Genomic DNA, 21,284 nt, shown 5'->3' on the forward strand with positions numbered 1-21,284 from the left:
CTCATCTAGAAGAAGCGCGGATCGTCGAAGGCGCCGGACGCGACCAGGTACACGTAGAAGTCGGCGAGCGCCACGCTCACCAGCGAGGCCCAGGCGAGCAGCATGTGCCGGGCGTTGAGCTTGCCGACCCACTGCCACATCCGGTAGCGCACGGGATGCTTCGAGAAGTGCTTGAGCTTGCCGCCGACGATGTGCCGGCAGGAGTGGCAGGAGATCGTGTACGCCCAGATCAGCACGATGTTGATCAGGAAGACCAGGGTGCCGAGACCCATGTGGCCCCACGCGTAGTGCTCGTCGCGGAAGGCGAGCACGGTGTCGTAGGTCAGGATCCCGGCGACGACGATCGCGGCGTAGAAGAAGTACCGGTGGATGTTCTGCAGGACCAGCGGGAAGCGGGTCTCGCCCGTGTACTTCTTGTGCGGTTCGGCCACCGCGCAGGCCGGGGGCGACGCCCAGAAACCCCGGTAATAGGCCTTGCGGTAGTAGTAGCAGGTCAGGCGGAAGCCGAGCGGGAAGATCAGGATGATGATCGCGGGGGAGATGCCCCACCAGCCGCCGAAGAGATCGGCGTTGGGGCCGCTCCGCATCGGCTCGCAGTTGTCCGCCAGACAGGGGGAGTAGAAGGGCGAGACGTACGGCGCCGCGTAGTAGTCGGTGTTCGCGAACGCCCGCCACGTCGAGTAGACGACGAAGGCGAGCAGACCGGCCGCCGTGGCGGCCGGGGCCAGCCACCAGCGGTCGGTCCGCAGGTGCGGGGCGTCGATGGCGGCGCGCGCAGGGGTGCGTACGCCGCCGCGGGCGGGGTGGGGGTCTTCTGTGGCTGGAGGTTCCGTACCAGTGGCCAATTCATGACTCCGGTCGGGTCGGGACTCCGGGACGGCTCAGGGGGCGCGGCGGTCCCGGGCGCCGAGTCCCTCGTCGTCCGAGTCGATCCACAGTGAGTCGTCGTACGGGGTGTCGGGGATGGTGACGAGATCGGGGCGCCTGGGCGAGGCCGGTGTGGAGGCCGCCTCACGCAGCAGCGCGACGCTCTCGCGCAGGTGTTCGGCATCGGCGCGGACGCGGCGCATGTCGAGCCCGCCGCTGCCCAGCTGCTGTTCCAGGCGTCCGACCGACCGGGTCAGATCGTCGAGGCAGCGCTGCACCGATGTCAGTTCGTCGTGCACGGACATGACGTGACCTCACTTCCGTGGGGCGGGTTTGCCCTGGGCGGCAACGTTCATGCGCCTGCGAGTGTTGCGCGTCACACCTGTCGGTGGGAAGGGACGTGCACCGATTGGCCGAGGCGTATGGGTGCATTCCGTGGTGCGTTGCGCCGCACGGGTGGCCTTCCCGGCTGTCGTCGCCGTGTCGCCGTCCGTTGCCGAACCCTTTCCTCTTCAGTGGCCGCATACATGTGATCAGCTCCATATACCGCCAAAAGTGATCATAACGCCCGCCGCTCCCGGAGGTAAGCAGATGTCCCACGACGGCGTCAGACTGCGCGCGGTCATGCGCTCGGTCTCCTTCCTCACCGCGGGTGCGCTCGCGGTGTCCGTGCTCGCCGGATGCAGCTCCGAGGAGGACCAGTCGGGCAAGCCGCTCGCCGGCCAGGACATCGCCCCCGCCGCCCGGGACCGGATCGCCGACGGCGGCACGCTGCGCTGGGCCGTGGACGCCGTCCCGGAGACGCTGAACACGTTCCAGGCGGACGCGGACGCGGGGACCCACCGGATCGCGCAGGCCGTACTGCCCTCGATGTACCGGATGGACCGCAACGGCCGGCCCGAGCGCAATCCCGACTACCTGGAATCCGCGAAGGTCGTCGAGACCGAGCCGAAGCAGGTCGTGCTGTACAAGCTGAACCAGCAGGCCGTGTGGAGCGACGGCCGGGAGATCGCCGCCGCCGACTTCGCCGCCCAGTGGCGGGCCCTGTCCGGCAAGGACACCGCGTACTGGACCGCGCGCAACGCCGGGTACGAGCGCATCGAGAAGATCGAGCGCGGGGCGAACGACCTGGAGGTGCGGGTCACCTTCGGGCGGACGTACGCCGACTGGCAGTCGCTGTTCTCGCCGCTGTACCCGAAGGACGTCATGGGAGCGCCGGACGCCTTCAACGACGGGGCGCGGCGGAAGCTCAAGGTCACCGCAGGCCCGTTCGCCCTGAAGAAGGTCGACCGCAAGGACGCCGAGGTCACCCTCACCCGTAATCCGCGCTGGTGGGGGTGGCCCGCCAAGCTGTCCGAGATCGTGCTGCGGGCCGTACCGCGCGACAAGCGGGCCGCCGCGCTGGCCGCCGGGACGATCGACCTCGCCGAGATCGACCCCGACGCCGCCGGACGCATCACCCTCGCCGCGCGCGCCGCGGGCAGGGGCACGAGCACTCCGCTCCAGGGCCCGGGCGGCACGAAGGAGGACAGCGCCCGCGAGCAGCGGCGCAAGGCGGTCGCCAGGTACCGCAGCGGGCAGGCGGCCCTTCAGGGCTTCGAGGTCCGCAAGTCCCTGGAGCCCGCCTACACCCAGCTCGCCCTCAACGGCGTCGGCGGTCCGCTCGCCGACGAGCGCGTGCGCCGGGCCGTGGCCCGCGCCCTGGACCGGAAGGCGCTGGCGAAGGCCGTCCTCAAGCCGCTCGGGCTGCCCGCCGAGCCGGTCGGCAGCCACCTCGCGCTGTCCGGACAGGCCGCCTACGCCGACAACAGCGGCGCCCTCGGCGGGCAGGACGCCGCGGAGGCGCGGGCACTGCTCGCGGACGCCGGGTGGGTGCTCGGCGGGCCGGTCAAGAAGAAGGGTGAGGAGGCGGCCGGCGCCGAGCGGGAGAAGGCCGGGAAGTCCGGGAAGGCCGAGGAGGAGGAGTCGGCGGAGGGCGACGACGGGACGTACATCGTCGGGGCGGACGACAAGGCTCCCCACGAGGCCGACCAGGAGGAGAAGGAGAAGCACGCGACGAGCCGCACACAGAGCGACGCCGAGAACCACTCGGAGCAGGGCGAGGAGGGCGGCAAGCACCTCGCCCAGGACGGCAAGCAGTACGCGAACCAGCTGCAGCAGGGCGGCGCTCCCGGCGCGTACGCCCCCAAGGGCACCGCGGCCCCGGCGGGCACCGCGGCCGGGGCGCTCGCCAAGGACGGCAAGCCGCTCACCCTCCGTTTCGTGCTCCCCTCGGGAGCGGGCTCGCAGACGCTCCGCACGGTCGCCGACCGGATCAGCCGCATGCTGCGGAAGGTCGGCATCCGCACCGAGATCTCCAAGGTCGCCGACGAGAGCTACTTCAAGGACCACATCGCGTCCGGACAGTACGACCTCGCCCTGTACTCCTGGCCCGCCTCCGCCTTCCCGGCGACCGACGCCCGTCCCATCTTCGCCAAGCCGGTGCCGGCCGCCGACGGCTCCCTGAACGTCGAGCAGAACTACACCCGCGTCGGCACCGACCAGGTCGACCAGCTCTTCGACCAGGCCGTCGCCACACTCGACCAGGACGAGAGCCGCGACCTCATCCGCAAGGCCGACTCCCGCATCTGGGCGGCGGCCGGCTCCATCCCCCTCTACCAGCGCCCCCAGCTCACGGCCGCACGAAAGAGCCTGGCCAACGCCGGTGCCTTCGGCTTCCAGACGCCGGTCTACGAGGACATGGGCTTCCTGAAGAAGGGCATGAAGCCGTCCGCGAGCGCTTCGCCGAAGTGAGCCCCGTGGCCCTGTGGAGGCCGTCTCCGCCAGGGCCACGTACCATGGGGTGAGGCCGTGGCGTGTCCAGCCCGGCAGGGTCCCGCGTAACACAGATGTACGCGCAGGCCTTCCTCACACTCCGGGAGATCGCCGCAATATGGCCACGCGCCACGACATCCGCAACGTCGCCATCGTCGCCCACGTCGACCACGGGAAGACGACCCTCGTCGACGCCATGCTCAAGCAGGCGGGTGCCTTCGCCGCGCACGCCGCCGAGTCGCTCGACGACCGCATGATGGACTCGAACGACCTGGAGCGTGAGAAGGGCATCACGATCCTGGCCAAGAACACGGCGGTCAAGTACCACCCGAAGGATGGCAGCGATGTCATCACCATCAACATCATCGACACCCCCGGCCACGCCGACTTCGGCGGCGAGGTCGAGCGCGGCCTGTCGATGGTGGACGCGGTCGTGCTGCTGGTCGACGCCTCCGAGGGCCCGCTCCCGCAGACCCGCTTCGTGCTGCGCAAGGCGCTGCAGGCCCGCCTGCCCGTCATCCTGTGCATCAACAAGACGGACCGCCCGGACTCGCGCATCGACGAGGTCGTGAACGAGGCCTACGACCTCTTCCTCGACCTCGACGCCGACGAGGACCAGATCGAGTTCCCGATCGTCTACGCGTGTGCGCGGGACGGCGTGGCCTCGCTGACCAAGCCCGAGGACGGTACCGTCCCGGCCGACAGCGACAGCCTGGAGCCGTTCTTCTCCACGATCCTGTCGCACGTCCCGGCCCCCGAGTACGACGAGGAGGCCCCGCTCCAGGCGCACGTCACCAACCTGGACGCGGACAACTTCCTCGGCCGTATCGCGCTGCTCCGCGTCGAGCAGGGCGAGCTGCGCAAGGGTCAGACGGTCACGTGGATCAAGCGTGACGGCACGATGTCCAACGTCCGCATCACCGAGCTGATGATGACCGAGGCGCTCACCCGTAAGCCCGCCGAGAAGGCGGGCCCCGGTGACATCTGTGCCGTGGCCGGTATCCCGGACATCATGATCGGCGAGACGCTCGCCGACCCCGAGAACCCGATCGCGCTGCCGCTGATCACGGTCGACGAGCCGGCGATCTCGATGACCATCGGTACGAACACCTCGCCGCTGGTCGGCCGCGGCGGCACCGGCAAGGGCGCCACCGCGAAGGCCGCGGTCAAGGACCGCAAGGTCACCGCCCGTCAGGTCAAGGACCGTCTGGACCGCGAGCTGGTCGGTAACGTCTCGCTCCGCGTGCTGGACACCGAGCGTCCGGACGCGTGGGAGGTCCAGGGCCGTGGTGAGCTGGCGCTCGCCATCCTGGTCGAGCAGATGCGCCGCGAGGGCTTCGAGCTGACCATCGGCAAGCCCCAGGTGGTCACCCAGGAGATCGACGGCAAGGTCCACGAGCCGGTCGAGCGCATGACGATCGACGTGCCCGAGGAGCACATGGGCGCGGTCACGCAGCTCATGGGCGTCCGCAAGGGCCGCATGGACAACATGTCGAACCACGGCTCGGGCTGGGTCCGCCTGGAGTTCGTCGTCCCCTCCCGCGGCCTCATCGGCTTCCGTACCGAGTTCCTGACGGGCACGCGCGGCACGGGCATCGCCCACTCCATCCACGAGGGCCACGAGCCGTGGTTCGGCACCCTGACGACCCGTAACAACGGTTCGCTGGTCGCCGACCGCGCGGGCGCCGTCACCGCCTTCGCGATGACGAACCTCCAGGAGCGCGGCGTGCTGTTCACCGACCCCGGCACCGAGGTGTACGAGGGCATGATCGTCGGCGAGAACTCCCGCGCCGACGACATGGACGTGAACATCACCAAGGAGAAGAAGCTCACCAACATGCGCTCCGCCGCCGCCGACTCGTTCGAGGCGATCGTCCCGCCGCGCAAGCTCTCCCTGGAGCAGTCCCTGGAGTTCTGCCGCGACGACGAGTGCGTCGAGGTGACCCCGGAGGCTGTTCGCATCCGCAAGGTCGTCCTCGACCAGAAGGAGCGCGGACGCTCCGCGAGCCGCGCCAAGCACGGCTGACGCTCGGTCGGCGCACAGCCTGAAGCCCGGTTGCCCCCCATGGCGGGGCAACCGGGCTTTTTGCAACCGGTTTTGGCCTGATCCTCAGGTACCGCGTGTCCGGATTGCGGAGATCCTCGCCCGGTACCCATGTAACACGTCCGTTTCGCACCCTTCTCGTGCCGAACAGTTTGTCCAAGTTTTGGAAGATGTACGCGTCAGCTGTGACTGAATTGAGATTTAAAGACGGTGGTCGGTAGTTGGCTCATGGCAGATAGTTAGCCGCGTAACGCTCGGGTCAATGGGTCTCGCGCTGTGGGGACAGCGCCGACTCACGAGCACCAGGGGGTGTCTGACCCTCCGTCAGGGGTGTCGGAGGACAGACATGCGCCCCCTCCTGTTGGTGAACACGTGGAGTCATGAGGAGGAGTCCCATGCGCGGTGTCACAAGCACCAGGTGGGTCACAGCATCCAAAGCCGTCAACTGTCCGCCCCTGTACGGCGATTGCCTCTGAGCGCAGGCGGCCGGCCGCTCAGCACGCCCTGGCGCCTACGCGCGTCCGGCTGCGGGTTTCCCGTCTCCCTCGGGGCGCCCTGACGCTCCCTCATGACCCGGTCCGCGATCGCGCACGTCTGCGTCGGTCGCCGGCTCGGCACACCCACATCTGTGAAATGGGCGAACTGTGACAAGTCCTATCGACATCGAGGGCGGCGGGACGTCGGTCGTCGTCGACGGCGACCCCGAGCCGAAGAAGAAACCCGAGGATCAGCAACTGGTCGGCCGTTCTCCCGGCCAGCTGATGTGGATCCGCTTCAAACGGGACCGCACCGGCATGCTCTCGGCCTGCGTGGTCATCTTCTTCTTCGCGATCGGACTGCTCGCTCCGGTGATCTCCAAGCTGTACGGCAAGGATCCGTACACGGTGTACGCCGACGAGCGCCCCGAGCTCTTCGACAGCGCGGGTGTGCCAGTGCAGCCCAACGGCGGCATCAGCGGCGAGTTCTGGTTCGGCCTGGAGCCGGGCAACGGCTACGACGTCTTCACCAAGCTGATCTACGGCATCCGCAACTCCCTGATGATCTCCCTGGCGGTGACGGTCGCCACCGTCGTCACCGGCATCCTCCTCGGGGTGGCCGCCGGCTATCTCGGCGGCAGGACCGACTACTGGATCAGCCGGGTGATCGACTTCCTGCTGGCCTTCCCCGCGCAGCTCTTCTTCATCGCGAGCATGCCGGTCATCGTCTCGCTCTTCGTGAGCCCGCGGGACGAGACGCCGGTGTACGTCCGGGTGGTCGCCCTCATCGCGGTGCAGTGGTTCCTCGGCTGGATGAGCCTCGGCCGCATCCTGCGCGGCACCACACTCGCCCTGCGAGAACGGGAGTTCATCGAGGCGGCCAAGGTGAGCGGAGCGTCCCCCAGGCGCATCATCCGCAAGGAGATCCTGCCCAACGTGGTCACGCCGATCCTGGTGCAGTCGACCTACATGCTCCCCAACTTCGTGACCGCCGAGGCCGGTCTCTCCTTCCTCGGTGTGGGCATCGTCGAACCGACGCCGGACTGGGGGCAGATGTTCTCCAAGGCGTCGACCGAACTCGTGATGCAGAACGACATCACCTACATGTTCTTCCCGGGCATCTCGATGATCATCTTCATCGTCGCGTTCAACCTGCTCGGGGACTCGGTCAGGGACGCCTTCGATCCCAAGACGGCGCGCTGACCGCCACGTTCTGGGCGTCCTCGCCCGACACGACCGGATGGCACCGACGGCCGGTCGGCACTTCATTCGCACTGGTGACACAAGATGGGTGGATCTGAGTGATGGGTAAAGGTGGACGCCACGCGTACGCCGCGCTGTCACTGCTCGCAGCGGGGGCTCTCGTGCTCACCGGCTGCAGCGAGGGTGGCAGCAAGGGAAGCGACAACAACAAGGAGGACAAACAGAACGCCGAGCGGCAGCAGGCCGGCATCTCCTTCGGGGACGCCAAGGCCTCGACCGGCCCGGCGGCCGAGATCGCGGGTGCCAAGCCGGGCGGCGCGGTGACGGTCCTCCAGCGGGACAGCTTCGCGCACCTCGACCCGGGACAGATCTACGTCTCGGACGAGATGGCGCTCTCGCAGCTGATCCACCGTGGCCTGACCTCCTACAAGGCCACCAGCGACGACGGCGAGAAGCACGAGGTCGTCGGTGACCTGGCCACCGACAGCGGCAAGACCACCGACGGCGGCAAGACCTGGACGTACAAGCTGAAGGACGGGATCAAGTGGGCCGACGGCTCCGCGATCACCGCCGCGGACGTACGGCACACCTTCGAGCGGCTCTTCGCGCCGTTCGTCTCCAACGGCCCCACCTACATCCAGCAGTGGATGGCCAACACCCCGGGCGCGGAGTACCGCAAGCTCCTCCCGGACGGCCCGTACAAGGGCAAGCACCTGCCGGACAGCGTCCTGTCGACACCTGACGACAAGACCATCGTCTTCCACTTCGAGCAGGCCAAGCCCGACCTGCCGTACGCGCTGGCCATGGCGGGCTACTCCCTGGTGTCGGAGAAGAAGGACACCAAGGAGAAGTACGACAAGGCCCCGATGACCGCGGGCCCGTACAAGATCCAGGACTTCAAGTCCGGCAAGTCGATGACCCTGGTGAAGAACACCAACTGGGACCCGGCCACCGACGCGGTCCGCCACCAGTACGTCGACCAGTTCAACTTCGAGTTCAACAAGCAGTTCGAGGACTCGACCAAGGCGATCCTCGACGACGGCGGCGCGAACGCGACCGCGATCAGCTTCAGCAACCAGGTCGACGCGGGCAACCTGTCCAAGGTCCTGCGCGACGCGGCCATGAAGTCCCGCACGGTCTCCGGCTACCAGCCGTACGTGGGACAGGTGAACATCAACCTGTCGCAGCCCGAGATGCAGGACAAGGCGGTCCGCGAGGCCATCGCCTACGCCCTGCCCGTCACCCCCTTCGTGCGTGCCTTCGGCGGCACCGACGCGATGGAGGTCGCCGGCGGTCTGATCAGCCCGACCGTCTCCGGCTACGACCCGACCTTCGACCCGTTCGGCAAGAAGAAGAAGCCCGCCGGTGACCCGGCCAAGGCCAAGGAACTGCTGGAGAAGGCCGGCAAGACGGGCCTGAAGCTGACGTTCGGCTACATCAACACCCCCGAGGGCCAGCAGTACTCCACCGCCATGGCGGCGGGCCTGGAGAAGGCCGGCTTCGACGTCCAGCGCCAGGAGATCCCGGCCGAGACGTACTACGACCAGGTCAGCAAGGTGAAGAACAACTACGACATCTACCACACCGCGTGGGGTGCCGACTGGCCGAGCGCGTCGACCGTGATCCCGCCGCTGTACGACGGCCGCCAGATCCAGGACGGCGCCTCCAACTACTCGCACCTCAACGACCCGAAGGTCAACGCGGACATCGACCGGGTGAGCGCCATCACCGACCCGGTCAAGGCCGCGGAGGAATGGAACAAGATCAACGAGTACATCGTGAAGGACATGGTCTCCAACATCCCGACGGCGTACTACAAGCAGACCCAGATCGCCGGATCCAAGATCGGCGGCCTTGTGTACGACGACGTCATCGGCGGCGTCGACCCGCGCAGGCTGTTCGTGAAGTAACGCCCGTCCAAGCGGTGTCAGGTGCGCCCCGTCCCGTGACGGGGCGCACCCAGGGCCTGTGGGAAGCGGCGCCTGCCGCGCTCCGGGCGGACGACGCTTCCGACACAGGTCCTGGCCGCCAGCCTTCCGACGCCCGAAAGCTGCCACTGAGATGCTGCGCTTCCTCTTCCGCCGGATCCTCGGCTCACTCGTGATCCTGGTCCTGCTGACCGTGGTCGCCTTCCTGCTCTTCTTCGGCATGCCCCGCGATCCGGCGCTGCTGATGTGCGGCAAGACGTGCACCCCCGACGCCCTGGCGAACATCCATCACACCCTCGGGCTCGACAAGTCGATTCCGGAGCAGTACTGGATCTTCCTGCAGGGGCTGGTGATGGGCCGCGACAACTTCCCGCAGGGGCCCTGCCCCGCCCCGTGTTTCGGCTACTCGTACCACACCAACGAAGCGGTCTGGTCGACCCTGATGGACCGGCTGCCGCTCACGCTCTCGCTGGCCTTCGGCGCCACCATCCTGTTCCTCTTCGTCGGGCTCGGCACCGGACTGCTGGCCGCGTGGAAGCGCGGAACCCTCGTCGACAAGTCCTTCACCGCGGGCTCCATGGTGATCAGCTCGATGCAGATCTACTTCCTGGGCCCGCTGGCACTGGCGATCCTGGTGTACCAGGCGCACCTCTTCGACGAGCCCAAGTACACGAGCCTCACCGAGAACCCGGCCGCCTGGTTCACCGGACTGCTGATCCCCTGGGCCGTCCTGTCGACGATCTTCGCCGCGCAGTACACCCGTATGGCCCGCTCGGCGATGATCGAGCAACTCCAGGAGGAACACGTCCGCACGGCCCGCGCCAAGGGCATGGCCCGGCGGTACGTCTTCTTCCGGTACGCCTGGCGCGGCTCCCTCATCCCGATCATCACCATCCTCGGCATCGACCTCAGCTCGCTGCTGGGCGGCGCGATCATCACCGAGTACACCTTCGGGCTCCCGGGACTCGGACGGCTCGCGGTGGAGTCGGTGCAGTTCAGCGACCTCCCGCTGCTGCTGGGCGTGATGATCTTCTCCGCCGCCGCGATCCTGCTGTGCAACATCGTCGTCGACGCCTGCTACGCCTTCATCGACCCGCGCGTGCGGCTGTCCTAGGAGCACTGTCGTGACCACTCTGACCAAGGAAGCCGCATCCCCGAACCCGGCGGACGCGGACGCCTTCCTGTCGGTGCGGGACCTGTACGTCAGGTTCAAGACCGAGGACGGCATCGTGAAGGCCGTCGACGGACTCTCCTTCGACCTGCACCGCGGCAAGACGCTCGGCATCGTCGGAGAGTCGGGCTCCGGCAAGTCCGTCACCAACCTGACCATCCTGGGGCTGCACAGCCCGAAGTTCACCACCATCGAGGGCGAGATCCTCCTGGACGGTCAGGAGTTGACCACCGCCCGCGAGTCCGAGCTGGAGAAGGTGCGCGGCAACAAGGCCGCCATGATCTTCCAGGACCCGCTCACCGCGCTGTCCCCGTACTACACGGTGGGCCGGCAGATCGCCGAACCCTTCATGAAGCACACCGGTGCCTCCAAGAAGGCGGCCTGGGACCGCGCGGTGGAGATGCTCGGCAAGGTCGGCATCCCCAACCCGAAGCAGCGGGCCACGGACTACCCGCACCAGTTCTCCGGCGGCATGCGCCAGCGCGCGATGATCGCGATGGCGCTGGTCTGCGACCCCGACCTGCTGATCGCCGACGAACCGACCACGGCCCTCGACGTGACCGTCCAGGCCCAGATCCTCGACCTCCTGAAGGACCTCCAGCAGGAGTTCGGCTCGGCGATCGTCTTCATCACGCACGACCTCGGGGTCATCGCCGACATGGCCGACGACATCATGGTGATGTACGCGGGCGGAGCGGTCGAGCGCGGCACCGTGAACGAAGTGCTGCGCTCGCCCCAGCACCCGTACACCTGGGGCCTGCTGAACTCGATGCCCCGCCTGAACTCCGACCTCGACGCCCCCCTCTCGCCGATCCCCGGCGCCCCGCCGTCGCTGCTCACCCCTCCGTCCGGCTGCCGTTTCCACCCCCGCTGCACCTTCCAGGACCGGGTCGGGGGCTCCCGCTGTGTGACCGAACGCCCGCTGCTGGGACCGGACCGGGCCTCCGCGTGTCACCTCACGGCGGAACAGAAGCGGACCATCTTCATCGAGGAGATCCGGCCCCGACTGGGGTAGGACGACAGCGTCGTGACGGACAGGTCATGGCGGACACGGTCATGACGGACAGGTCATGGCGGACAGGTCATGACGGCCACGGTCGTGACGGACATGAAAGAGGAGCTATGAAAGAGGACCTCGTCCTCCCCGCCCCGCGCGAGGCCGTCGCCGACGGCGCCGGGGAACCGCTGCTCGTGGTGGAGGGGCTGACCAAGCACTTCCCGGTCAAGGGCGGCTTCCCGATCCGGCGCACGGTCGGCGCCGTGCAGGCCGTCGACGGCATCGATCTGACCGTGAACGTCGGTGAGAGCTTCGGCCTGGTGGGCGAGTCGGGCTGCGGCAAGTCCACGACCGGACGCCTGATCACCCGGCTCCTGGAGCCGACGGCCGGCACGATCTCGTACCGCGGCCAGGACATCAGCCATGCCGGGCGCAAGGAGCTGGCGCCGATCAGGTCCGAGATCCAGATGATCTTCCAGGACCCGTACTCCTCTCTGAATCCGCGGCAGACGGTCGGAAAGATCATCTCCGGTCCGATGGAGATCAACGGGATCGAGCCGGAAGGCGGCCGGGAGAAGCGCGTGCGCGAACTCCTGGAGATCGTCGGTCTCAACCCCGAGCACTACAACCGCTTCCCGCACGAGTTCTCCGGCGGCCAGCGCCAGCGCATCGGCGTGGCCCGCGCGCTGGCCCTGGAGCCGAAGCTGATCGTGGCCGACGAGCCGGTGTCCGCGCTGGACGTCTCCATCCAGGCGCAGGTCGTCAACCTGCTCAAGAAGGTCCAGCAGGAACTCGGCATCGCGTTCCTGTTCATCGCTCACGACCTGGCCGTCGTACGGCACTTCTCCCACCGCGTGGCGGTGATGTACCTCGGCAAGATCATCGAGGTCGGCGACCGCCAATCCATCTACACCCGCCCCCGCCACCCCTACACCCACGCCCTGCTGTCGGCCGTACCCGAGGTGAACCTCACGGACGCCGAGGCGGGCCGGCGGGAGCGCATCCGGCTGGCAGGTGACGTCCCCTCGCCCATCTCGCCGCCCTCCGGCTGCCGTTTCCGCACCCGCTGCTGGAAGGCGCAGGACAAGTGCGCGGCGGAGGAACCGCCGCTGATCCGGCTCTCCGGCAACCACGACGGCCATCTGACGGCCTGCCATTTCCCGGAGGACCCGACGATCGAGGGCCGCGAGGAGGACATCATCCTGGACCCGGCGCTGGCGGCGCTGGAGGAGGGCTTGGAGGAGGGCTGAGGGAGGACCAGGGGTGGAGCAAGGGCCGTCCGGCGGACGGGCGTGCCAGACCCCGAGCCTGCGGCGTGATCCGCCGCGGACCCTAGGGGACGGGGTGCGCCGGGGGCCCTGGAGGACGGGGCCCGCCGGTTCTACAGGGCGGGGCGCGCCACGGTGATGATCTCAGGGCTCGCGGGTGTGCACGGCCCCCGCCCCCAGTCGCCGTACTGCTCGGTGACCCTGAGCCCGGCCTCGCCGAGGAATTGGGACAGGGTGCAGGCGTCGAGGAACCGCAAGGTGGTCCTGCTGATCACGGGCCGCTTCCATGGTCCGCCCTCGAAGGTCTCGGTGAACGTCACCCGGTCTCCGAGGACGGGCTGCTCGACCTCGTGCCACACGAGTACGGGGGCGCCGTCCGGGCCGGTGATCTCGTACCCGCGCTCCGGGGTCCAGGTCTCCCAGGCGCGGGCAGCGGGGTTCCGTGTCTCGAACACGAACCGTCCGCCGTCGGCGAGCGCGGCGCGCACGGCCCGCAGGGCGAGCCGCACCTCTTCGTCGCTGACGAGCACCTGGAACGCATGCCCGGTCATCACGACGAGATCGAACTCCCCGTGCCACCTGCGCGTCAGCAGATCACCGAGCACCCATTCCACCCGCGGTGCGTTGTGCCGCGCCAGTACGAGCATCGCGGCCGCCGGATCGAGCCCCACCAGTCGCCCGCGGTGCCCCTGTGCCCGGGCCCTCCTGAGCAGCCGGCCGGTGCCGCACCCGACGTCCAGCACGGACCCGGCGGACATCACGAAGTCGAGGCAGAAGTCGTCCCCCGCCTGCCACGGATTGAGCGTCTCGTACAGTGCGGCGAGCTCGGGGTCCGCGAACGACCGATCGACCATCGCGGCAGTCTGCCACAACGGCGTGCGGCTGATGACAGGATCGTGGGTTCGTGAGGGCTTGTCCCTACGGCCTTGGAGAGGGCGGAAGTTGCTGCATCACGTGGAGCTGTGGGTGCCGGACCTGGAGCGCGCGGTGGGCTCCTGGGGATGGCTGCTGAAGCGGCTGGGCTACGAGGAGTACCAGAACTGGGCCGCCGGGCGCAGCTGGCGGATGGCGGACACGTACATCGTCCTCGAACACTCACCGGCACTGCGTCCCGGCGAGCCGTACGACCGTATGCGCCCGGGCCTGAACCACCTGGCCTTCCACGTGCAGAACCGGGCCGACCTCGACGCGCTGGTCGAGGCGGCGCCGGAACACGGCTGGACCCTGATGTTCCCCGACCGGCACCCGTACGCGGGCGGGCCCGAGCACTGTGCGGGGTATCTGGAGGACGGGGACGGGTTCGAGGTGGAGCTGGTGGCGCGGAAGGACTGAGCCGGCTCGGCGGACGGGACGTGCCCGCGACTCCGCGGCGACGAGGGGATCCGCTTAATAGTTCGACACGCGGACGCGGGTCCGGGAGCATCCTCCCCGATGACAAGAACCGATACTCCCCCCGCGTGGGACGAGCGCAGCCAGCTGACCACCTTCCTCGACTACGCCCGCGACACCGCCCGCGCCAAGTGCGAGGACGTGTCGCCGGAGAACGCCCGCAAGGCCCCGCTGCCGGGCTCGCCGCTGATGACCCTGAGCGGGCTGGTCAATCACCTCCGGTGGGTCGAGTACTTCTGGTTCCAGGTGGTCTTCCTCGGTGAGGAGGACGAGGGTCCCTGGACGGACGAGGACCCCGACCGCGAGATGCGCATCGCCGTCGACCTCCCCCTCGCCGACGTCCTCGGTGAATACGCGGAACAGGCCGCCCGCTACCGCGAGTTGGTCACCGCCAACGACCTGGACACCAAGGCCAAGCGCTCGAACAGCGACGGCCGCCAGGTCGACCTCCGCTGGATCCTCCTCCACCTGATCGAGGAGACGGCCCGCCACAACGGGCACCTGGACATCGTGCGGGAACTGGTCGACGGCACGACGGGCGTGTGAGGTTCGGTGGCGTCCGTACGGTGATGCCATGAACAGGGTGAAGGCCCGCGCCTGGGTGGGCGCGGGCCTTCGTCCCCTGGAGCGGACGTTCATGGGCTCGGGTCAATGGGCCGGGAAAGTCCGTTCCGTAAGGAGGCGGCCGACGGAAATGGGGTGTTGTCAGGCCGCCGCCTGGGGGTCCTTGGAGAGGCGGGGGGCGGGAACCGTGTCCGCCGTCTCGGGGTAGTGGCAGGCGGTGAGGTGGCCGGACCTGTTGCCCTCGGCCTCGACCAGCGGCGGGGCCTCGCTCGCGCACTTGTCCGTCGCCTTCCAGCAGCGGGTGCGGAAGCGGCAGCCGGAGGGCGGGTTGATCGGGGACGGCACGTCGCCCTTGAGGAGGATGCGCTCACGGGCCGGCACGTCGTCCGCGGTGGCCTCGGGCACGGCGGACAGCAGCGCCCTCGTGTACGGGTGGCGCGGGTTGCCGTAGAGGTCGTCACGGTCGGCGATCTCGACGATCTTGCCGAGGTACATGACCGCCACGCGCTGGGAGAAGTGGCGGACGATCGCCAGGTCGTGGGCGATGAAGACGAAGGCGATGCCCAGGTCCTTCTGGACCTTCTGGAGCAGGTTGACGACCTGCGCCTGGATGGAGACGTCGAGCGCGGACACCGGCTCGTCGGCGACGATGAGCTTCGGTTCCAGGGCCAAGGCGCGCGCCACCCCGATGCGCTGGCGCTGGCCGCCGGAGAACTCGTGCGGGAAGCGGTTGTAGTGCTCGGGGTTGAGGCCGACGATCTCCAGCAGCTCGCGGACGCGGTTCTCGCGGCCGCCCGCCGGATTGATGTCGTTGATCTCCATCGGGCCGGCGATGATCTTGCCGACCGTCTGCCGCGGGTTCAGGGACGCGTACGGGTCCTGGAAGATCATCTGGATCTCGGACCTGATCGGCGCGAGCTGCTTGCGGCCGGCGTGCGTGATGTCCTGGCCGCGGTACGAAATCGTGCCGCCGGTCGGCTCCAACAGGCGGGTGATCAGGCGGCCGGTCGTCGACTTGCCGCAGCCGGACTCGCCGACCAGGCCCAGGCTCTCGCCCTCGGCGACCGAGAAGTCGAGCCCGTCGACGGCCTGAACGGCTCCGACCGTGCGCCGGATCGGGAAGCCGCCCTTGATCGGGAAGTGCTTGGTCAGACCGCTGACGTCCAGGAGGGGGTTCGCGTTGCTCATGATGGTGAAGTCCCGTCTCGTGTCCGTCAGTTGTGCCGTGATGCGGCGAAGTCGGCGAAGAATTCCCGGCGCTGGTCCGGCGTGAGGTGGCAGGCGGAACCCCTGCCCTCCACGACCTCGAGCGCCGGCTGCTCGGTGGCGCACAGCCCGCCCGCGACCTTCTCGGCGAAGGTGCACCGCGGGTGGAAGCGGCAGCCCGTCGGCGGGTTGAGCAGCGAGGGCGGCGACCCCGGGATCGGCGACAGCGGCACGTCGACCGGGCCGTCGAGGCTCGGCATCGAGTTCATCAGCCCCAGGGTGTAGGGGTGCCGCGGGGCGCGCAGCACCTCCTGCTTGGTGCCGCGCTCCACGCACCGGCCGCCGTACATCACCAGCACGTCGTCCGCGATGTCGGCGATGACACCGAGGTCGTGGGTGATGAAGACGATCGCCGTGCCGAACTCCTGCTGGAGGTCCTTCAGGAGGTCCATGATCTGCGCCTGGACCGTCACGTCGAGAGCCGTGGTCGGCTCGTCCGCGATCAGCAGCTCGGGGTCGCAGACCAGGGCCATCGCGATCATCGCGCGCTGCCGCATACCGCCGGAGAACTGGTGCGGGTAGTCGTCCACCCGCATGTCCGGCTGCGGGATCCCCACCCGCTTCAGCATCTCTACCGCCCGCGCCCGGGCCTCCTGCTTGGAGGCGCCGGTGTGCTTGCGGTACGTCTCACCGATCTGCTTGCCGATGGTGTGGTACGGCGACAGCGAGGCCAGGGCGTCCTGGAAGATCATCGCCATCTTGTTGCCGCGCAGCCGCTCCAGCTCCTTCTCGGAGGCGGTGAGCAGCTCCTTGCCGTCGAGCAGGATCTCGCCGTCGATCGCGGTGCGGGCACGGTCGTGCAGGCCCAGGATCGTCAGGTTCGTGACGGACTTGCCGGACCCCGACTCGCCCACGATGCCGAGCGTCTTGCCCTTGGCGACGTCGAAACTGAGGCCGTCGACGGCCTTGACGATGCCGTCCTCGGTGGAGAAGTGGACTTTCAGGTCCCTGACGGACAGGAAGGGCTGCTGATCGGTGCTCGTCACGGGGACGCTCCTGAGGGGGGTGATGCGAGGTCGGGGCTGGGGCGGAGGTCAGGCGAGCCGGATCCGCGGGTCGATGAGGGCGTAGACGGCGTCCACGATGATGTTGGCGAAGACGATGCCGGCGGCCGCGACGACCGTGACACCGAGCAGCATAGGCAGGTCGCTGTCGGTGACCGCGCGGACGGCGAGCGTGCCGATGCCCTGGAGGCTGAAGGTCGACTCGGTGATGATCGCGCCGCCGATCAGCGTGCCCATGTCGATGCCGAAGATCGTCACGATCGGACCCATGGCACCGCGCCAGGCGAAGCGGAAGAAGACCGAGCGGCGTGACAGGCCCTTGGCCCGGGCCGTGCGGACGTAGTCCTCGCTCAGCTGCTCCACCAGCTGCGAGCGGGTCATACGCGTGTAGTTGGCCGTGAAGATGATGGACAGCACGAGCCACGGCAGCAGGAGGCCCGAGACCCAGGCGCCCGGGTTCTCGGTGACCGGTGTGTACGAGGGCTGGCTCAGGATTCCGGCCTGCTGGACCAGGAAGAACATCGCGATGTAGCCGACGAAGTAGATCTGCATCGACGAGCCGAGCAGCGAGACGGAGCTGGCGATCTTGTCCAGGGCCTTGCCCTGCTTGACCGCGGCCAGCATGCCCGCGCCGACGCCGATGATCAGGAAGAAGAAGGCCGCACCGAAGGCGAGGGACAGCGTCGTCGGGAAACGGTCCATGATCGTCTGGAAGACCGGCTCGCTGTTGGCGAACGAGTAGCCGAGGCACGGTGCGTCGCAGTTCCCGACGCCTGTGTACTCACGGCCCACGAAGATGCCCTGCAGCCAGTGCCAGTACTGGACCGGCATCGGGTCGGCGATCCCGAGGTTCTGCCGTACCTGCGCGAGCAGTTGGGCGTCACAGACCTTGCCGCAGGCCATCCGCGCCGGGTCGCGCGGGATGGCGTAGAACAGGAAGAAGGTGACGGCGCTGATGATCAGCAGAATGACGAGCGCGCCGAGCACTCGACGGATCAGGAAACGGAACATGGGTGAGGGCTTTCCGGACGGGGCGCCGTCGCCGGGGGTGGGGAGCGTGGACGGGGCCGGGGCGGCGGTCGCGAGGACCGCCGCCCCGAGGAAACGTCAGGCCTTGGCGAAGACCTTGCCGATGGCGACGCAGGTGTCACCGGCGTTGTAGATGACGCCACCGACCTTGGAACCGTAGAAGTAGTTGCGGACCGGGTTGTAGTCCGGGACGCAGGCCGCCATCTCCATGATCTGCTTGTCGATCGCGCCCCAGGCCGCGTTGGCCTTGTCCGCGTCGGTGATGGCGGTGGCCGCGGCGATGGCCTTGTTCACGCTCGTGTTGTTCAGCTGCGACCAGTTGACGCCGCCGTCGGAGATCTGGCTGCCGTCCCAGCAGGGCTGGATGACCGCGTAACCGGCCGGCCAGTCCGGGCCCCAGCCCGCGGCGAACATGTCGAACTTGTTGTCCAGCTGGCCGATCTGGCTGTAGAAGGTCGTCTTGTCGACCTGCTGGGTCACCACCTCGAAGCCGGCCTTGGTGAGCGCGGTCTTGATGGTGACGGCCGACTTGACGGCCTGGTCGGACTGCTGGAAGGCGATGACGATCTTCTGGCCCTCGGCACCGGCCTCCTTCAGCAGCGCCTTGGCCTTCTCCGGGTCGCCCATCGGCTTGGTCTTCTTGCCGTACAGGTCGAAGTCCACGTGGCCCGGGGTGAGCGGGCTGATGATGGTGGTGGCGGTCGAGGTGACGGCCGAGCCACCGCGCAGCTGCTTCAGCTGCGCCGCGGGCCACGCCCAGTTGAGCGCCTGGCGGACCTTGACGTCCTTGACGCGGGTCAGGTTGATCGGGAAGTAGTAGCAGGTCGTGTCGACCTGGGTCAGCACGCGCTTCTTCAGCGTGGCGTCGCCGAGCACCTTCGTGATGCGCTCGGGGGCGACCTCGTTGAGCAGGGAGAGCGAGAACTGGTCGTTGCCCGAGTCCGCGATGTAGCGGTCCGTGGAGGCCAGCGCCTGGAAGCCGAACTGCATGACGACCTTGTCCGGGTAGCCGTTGCGGCACGGGTCCTTGGCGGCGTCCCAGTGCTCGTTGCGCACCAGGGTCAGGGACTTGTCGACGCTGCGGGACTGGATCTTGTACGGGCCGCAGGAGTAGGGGCGCTTGTCGTACTTCTTCTGCGTGTCGTGCTTCTTCGGCACGATCGCGAAGCCGCGCATGGCCAGCATGAACGGGAAGTCGGCGTGCGCCTCCTTGAGGCGGAAGGTGATGGTGCTGCCGTCGACCTCGATCGACGACAGGTGCTTGCCGTCGTAGGGACCCTTGTACTTGTCGCCGCCCTCGAGCCAGTTCTGCGGGTAGCGGGGGCCCTCGGTGACGAAGGAGGCGAAGAGGCGCTCGAAGCTGTGACGGACGTCGTCGATGGTGACGTCGGCGCCGTCCTCCCACTTCACGCCGTCCTTCAGGGTGAAGGACCAGGTCTTGCCGCCGTCCTTCACGGTGCCCGCGTCCGTGGCGAGGTCGCCGACCAGGGTGGTGTTGCCCTTGGCGTCGACCCGGTAGCCGGTCAGGCCGCGCAGGAACAGGACCGAGCCGGCGCCCGTGTACGACGAGTAGATCTGCGCCGGGTCCAGGTGGTCGAAGTCGATCTGGTCGAGCGTGTAGATCGTGCCGCCCTTGACCGCGCCCGGCATCTCCGGGGCGGGGCCCGCGGAGTCGGCCTTGGTGCCGACGTCGATCTTGGCAGCCTTGCCCTGGGGAGCCTTGGTCGCGCTGCCGCTGCCACCATCGGCGTTGCCGCTGCTGCACGCGCTCAGGACGGTGGACGCACCTGCAGCCACGGTGGTGGCTATCAGGAAGTTTCTGCGGGAAAAGGACATGGCTACCTGCCTAGACGTGATGGATGAGAGAGACGGGCTACGAGCTGCCGGCTTCCGGACGACGACGACCGGGCCGGCGTGTGACTCAGCGCTTGGACTTCGGGTCGAGTGCGTCGCGGACCGAATCGCCGAGGAGGTTGAACGCCAGGACGAAGATGATCATCGAGACGCCCGGGAAGATCATGAAGGTGATGTCGTCCGTGTAGAACTGCGCACCGCGCTGGATCATCACGCCCCAGTCCGGGGTCGGGTCGATGATGCCGACGCCGAGGAAGGCGAGGCCCGCCTCCGCGGTCACGAAGGCCGGGAGGGCGAGGGTGGACTGGATCAGAATCGGAGTCCACAGGTTGGGCAGCAGTTCCTTGAAGATGATGCGGGCCGGTGAGGCCCCGGTCACCTTCGCCGCCTCCACGAACTCCCGCTCCCGCAGGGCCAGTACCTGGCCGCGCAGGAGACGGGCGATGGACGCCCAGCCGAAGGCCGTGAGGACGAGGATCAGGCAGGTGGCCCGCAGAGACGTGGGGATGTCGTCGTCGGGCGCGACGAACACGCCGTACACGACGGGCATGAAGGCGATGAAGAACAGCGTGGACGGGAACGACAGCAGGATGTCGATGACCCGGCCGATGAGGTAGTCGGTCTTGCCGCCGAGGTAGCCGGCGGTGATGCCGATGACCACGCCGATGATCGTGACCAGGACCGTGGTGGCCGTCGCGATCATCAGTGAGGTGCGGATGCCGTAGAGCAGGAAGGTGAAGACGTCGCGGCCCAGTGCCGGCTCGATGCCGAACCAGAAGTCGCCGTCGATGCCGCCGTTCGGCTTGATGGGGAAGCCCGCCTCGTTGAGCAGGCCGGCCTGTTCCTGGCCGTACAGCGTGTACGGGTCCTTGCCGTACAGGGCGGAGATCAGCGGGGCGCAGATCGCGATCACGAAGAAGAAGATCACGATGTAGGCGGAAATCACGCCCGTCCGGTCCCGCTTGAACCGGGTCCAGGCGAGGCGGCCCGGGGAGCGGCTCTCGGCGCCCTGGAGGGTGGGGGACGCCGCCGGCTTCTCGACGGTTTCGTCGGTCACCTCGAGCGGGGCAGCCGCAGATGGAGAGGGGGGGGTCATGGTGCTCCTGGCCCACGGGAAATCTGATGACTCCGCAGGGCACTCCCCTACGGGCTACGCCGGACTTTTTCAACGCAATTCGTTCAAGGTCAATAAAATCTGGGTCGACTTGGGTTTCTCTTTACCTTCTTTACCTCTACATGACCATCCCGTAGCTACGCGTGTAGCGCGCCGTGATCGAGTCGTGTCTTACATCGGACCAACTGGACTAATCAGGCAATGAGTTCGATATACGGACGGCTCAGTGTCGGAATGCGTACACCCGGGGGTTCTTTTCCAACGGTTCGGCATCGCTTCGTGAAGATCCATTGCGC

The 21,284-nt window shown here is 68.0% G+C and carries 17 protein-coding genes; 9 read left to right on the plus strand and 8 right to left on the minus strand.

All coding sequences use genetic code 11. The features are described 5' to 3' along the window. Positions 1-5: 5 nt before the first annotated feature. Positions 6-845 carry a hypothetical protein gene (locus ACFWWR_RS15705; RefSeq protein ID WP_383858171.1) on the minus strand — a complete coding sequence of 280 codons (840 nt, stop codon included), beginning with the start codon at positions 843-845 and terminating at the stop codon, positions 6-8. A gap of 36 nt (positions 846-881) precedes the next feature. Then, entirely contained in the window at positions 882-1,172 is a 291-nt protein-coding gene (locus ACFWWR_RS15710) for a hypothetical protein (protein WP_217241121.1), read from the minus strand. Positions 1,173-1,458: 286 nt separating this feature from the next. Here ACFWWR_RS15710 and ACFWWR_RS15715 point away from each other — a divergent pair, with 286 nt between their 5' ends. From ACFWWR_RS15715 to ACFWWR_RS15745, 7 genes are all read left to right on the plus strand, one after another. After that, positions 1,459-3,660, plus strand: coding sequence for an ABC transporter family substrate-binding protein (locus tag ACFWWR_RS15715; RefSeq protein ID WP_384303674.1), 2,202 nt, complete (start codon positions 1,459-1,461; stop codon positions 3,658-3,660). Between the two features lie 139 nt (positions 3,661-3,799). Beyond that, the gene (gene typA / locus ACFWWR_RS15720) at positions 3,800-5,707 is read left to right on the plus strand and encodes a translational GTPase TypA (protein ID WP_383858177.1); all 1,908 of its coding nucleotides are present in this window, start codon (positions 3,800-3,802) and stop codon (positions 5,705-5,707) included. A gap of 662 nt (positions 5,708-6,369) precedes the next feature. Next, positions 6,370-7,404 (plus strand): ABC transporter permease, encoded by a 1,035-nt coding sequence (locus ACFWWR_RS15725; protein ID WP_383858180.1) that lies wholly within the window; start codon positions 6,370-6,372, stop codon positions 7,402-7,404. Between the two features lie 101 nt (positions 7,405-7,505). Further along, the gene (locus tag ACFWWR_RS15730) at positions 7,506-9,314 is read left to right on the plus strand and encodes an ABC transporter substrate-binding protein (RefSeq protein WP_383858182.1); all 1,809 of its coding nucleotides are present in this window, start codon (positions 7,506-7,508) and stop codon (positions 9,312-9,314) included. A 151-nt stretch (positions 9,315-9,465) separates the two neighbouring features. Further along, positions 9,466-10,446 (plus strand): ABC transporter permease, encoded by a 981-nt coding sequence (locus ACFWWR_RS15735; RefSeq protein ID WP_383858185.1) that lies wholly within the window; start codon positions 9,466-9,468, stop codon positions 10,444-10,446. Between the two features lie 10 nt (positions 10,447-10,456). Continuing rightward, entirely contained in the window at positions 10,457-11,518 is a 1,062-nt protein-coding gene (locus ACFWWR_RS15740) for an ABC transporter ATP-binding protein (RefSeq protein ID WP_383858189.1), read from the plus strand. 107 nt (positions 11,519-11,625) lie between these two features. Next, complete coding sequence (locus ACFWWR_RS15745) at positions 11,626-12,750, plus strand: ABC transporter ATP-binding protein (RefSeq protein WP_384303676.1); 1,125 nt, start codon at positions 11,626-11,628, stop codon at positions 12,748-12,750. A gap of 131 nt (positions 12,751-12,881) precedes the next feature. Here the strand turns inward: ACFWWR_RS15745 and ACFWWR_RS15750 are convergent, their stop codons facing one another. Further along, positions 12,882-13,622, minus strand: coding sequence for a class I SAM-dependent methyltransferase (locus ACFWWR_RS15750; RefSeq protein ID WP_384303678.1), 741 nt, complete (start codon positions 13,620-13,622; stop codon positions 12,882-12,884). Positions 13,623-13,710: 88 nt separating this feature from the next. Here ACFWWR_RS15750 and ACFWWR_RS15755 point away from each other — a divergent pair, with 88 nt between their 5' ends. Further along, the gene (locus ACFWWR_RS15755; protein WP_384303680.1) at positions 13,711-14,100 is read left to right on the plus strand and encodes a VOC family protein; all 390 of its coding nucleotides are present in this window, start codon (positions 13,711-13,713) and stop codon (positions 14,098-14,100) included. A gap of 99 nt (positions 14,101-14,199) precedes the next feature. Then, on the plus strand, positions 14,200-14,703 hold the full coding sequence (locus tag ACFWWR_RS15760) for a DinB family protein (protein ID WP_384303682.1): 504 nt from the start codon (positions 14,200-14,202) through the stop codon (positions 14,701-14,703). A gap of 159 nt (positions 14,704-14,862) precedes the next feature. Here ACFWWR_RS15760 and ACFWWR_RS15765 read toward each other — a convergent pair whose 3' ends face one another. From ACFWWR_RS15765 to ACFWWR_RS15785, 5 genes are all read right to left on the minus strand, one after another. Further along, positions 14,863-15,909 carry an ABC transporter ATP-binding protein gene (locus ACFWWR_RS15765; RefSeq protein ID WP_384303684.1) on the minus strand — a complete coding sequence of 349 codons (1,047 nt, stop codon included), beginning with the start codon at positions 15,907-15,909 and terminating at the stop codon, positions 14,863-14,865. A gap of 26 nt (positions 15,910-15,935) precedes the next feature. After that, complete coding sequence (locus tag ACFWWR_RS15770) at positions 15,936-16,973, minus strand: ABC transporter ATP-binding protein (protein WP_384303686.1); 1,038 nt, start codon at positions 16,971-16,973, stop codon at positions 15,936-15,938. A 48-nt stretch (positions 16,974-17,021) separates the two neighbouring features. After that, positions 17,022-18,002: an ABC transporter permease gene (locus ACFWWR_RS15775; protein WP_384303688.1), complete on the minus strand. Its 981-nt coding sequence runs from the start codon at positions 18,000-18,002 to the stop codon at positions 17,022-17,024. Between the two features lie 96 nt (positions 18,003-18,098). Then, the gene (locus tag ACFWWR_RS15780; protein WP_384303690.1) at positions 18,099-19,856 is read right to left on the minus strand and encodes an ABC transporter substrate-binding protein; all 1,758 of its coding nucleotides are present in this window, start codon (positions 19,854-19,856) and stop codon (positions 18,099-18,101) included. Positions 19,857-19,941: 85 nt separating this feature from the next. Continuing rightward, entirely contained in the window at positions 19,942-20,970 is a 1,029-nt protein-coding gene (locus ACFWWR_RS15785) for an ABC transporter permease (protein ID WP_384303692.1), read from the minus strand. Between the last annotated feature and the right edge of the window lie 314 nt (positions 20,971-21,284).

This window comes from Streptomyces sp. NPDC058678, assembly GCF_042714835.1.
GTDB lineage: Bacteria > Actinomycetota > Actinomycetes > Streptomycetales > Streptomycetaceae > Streptomyces.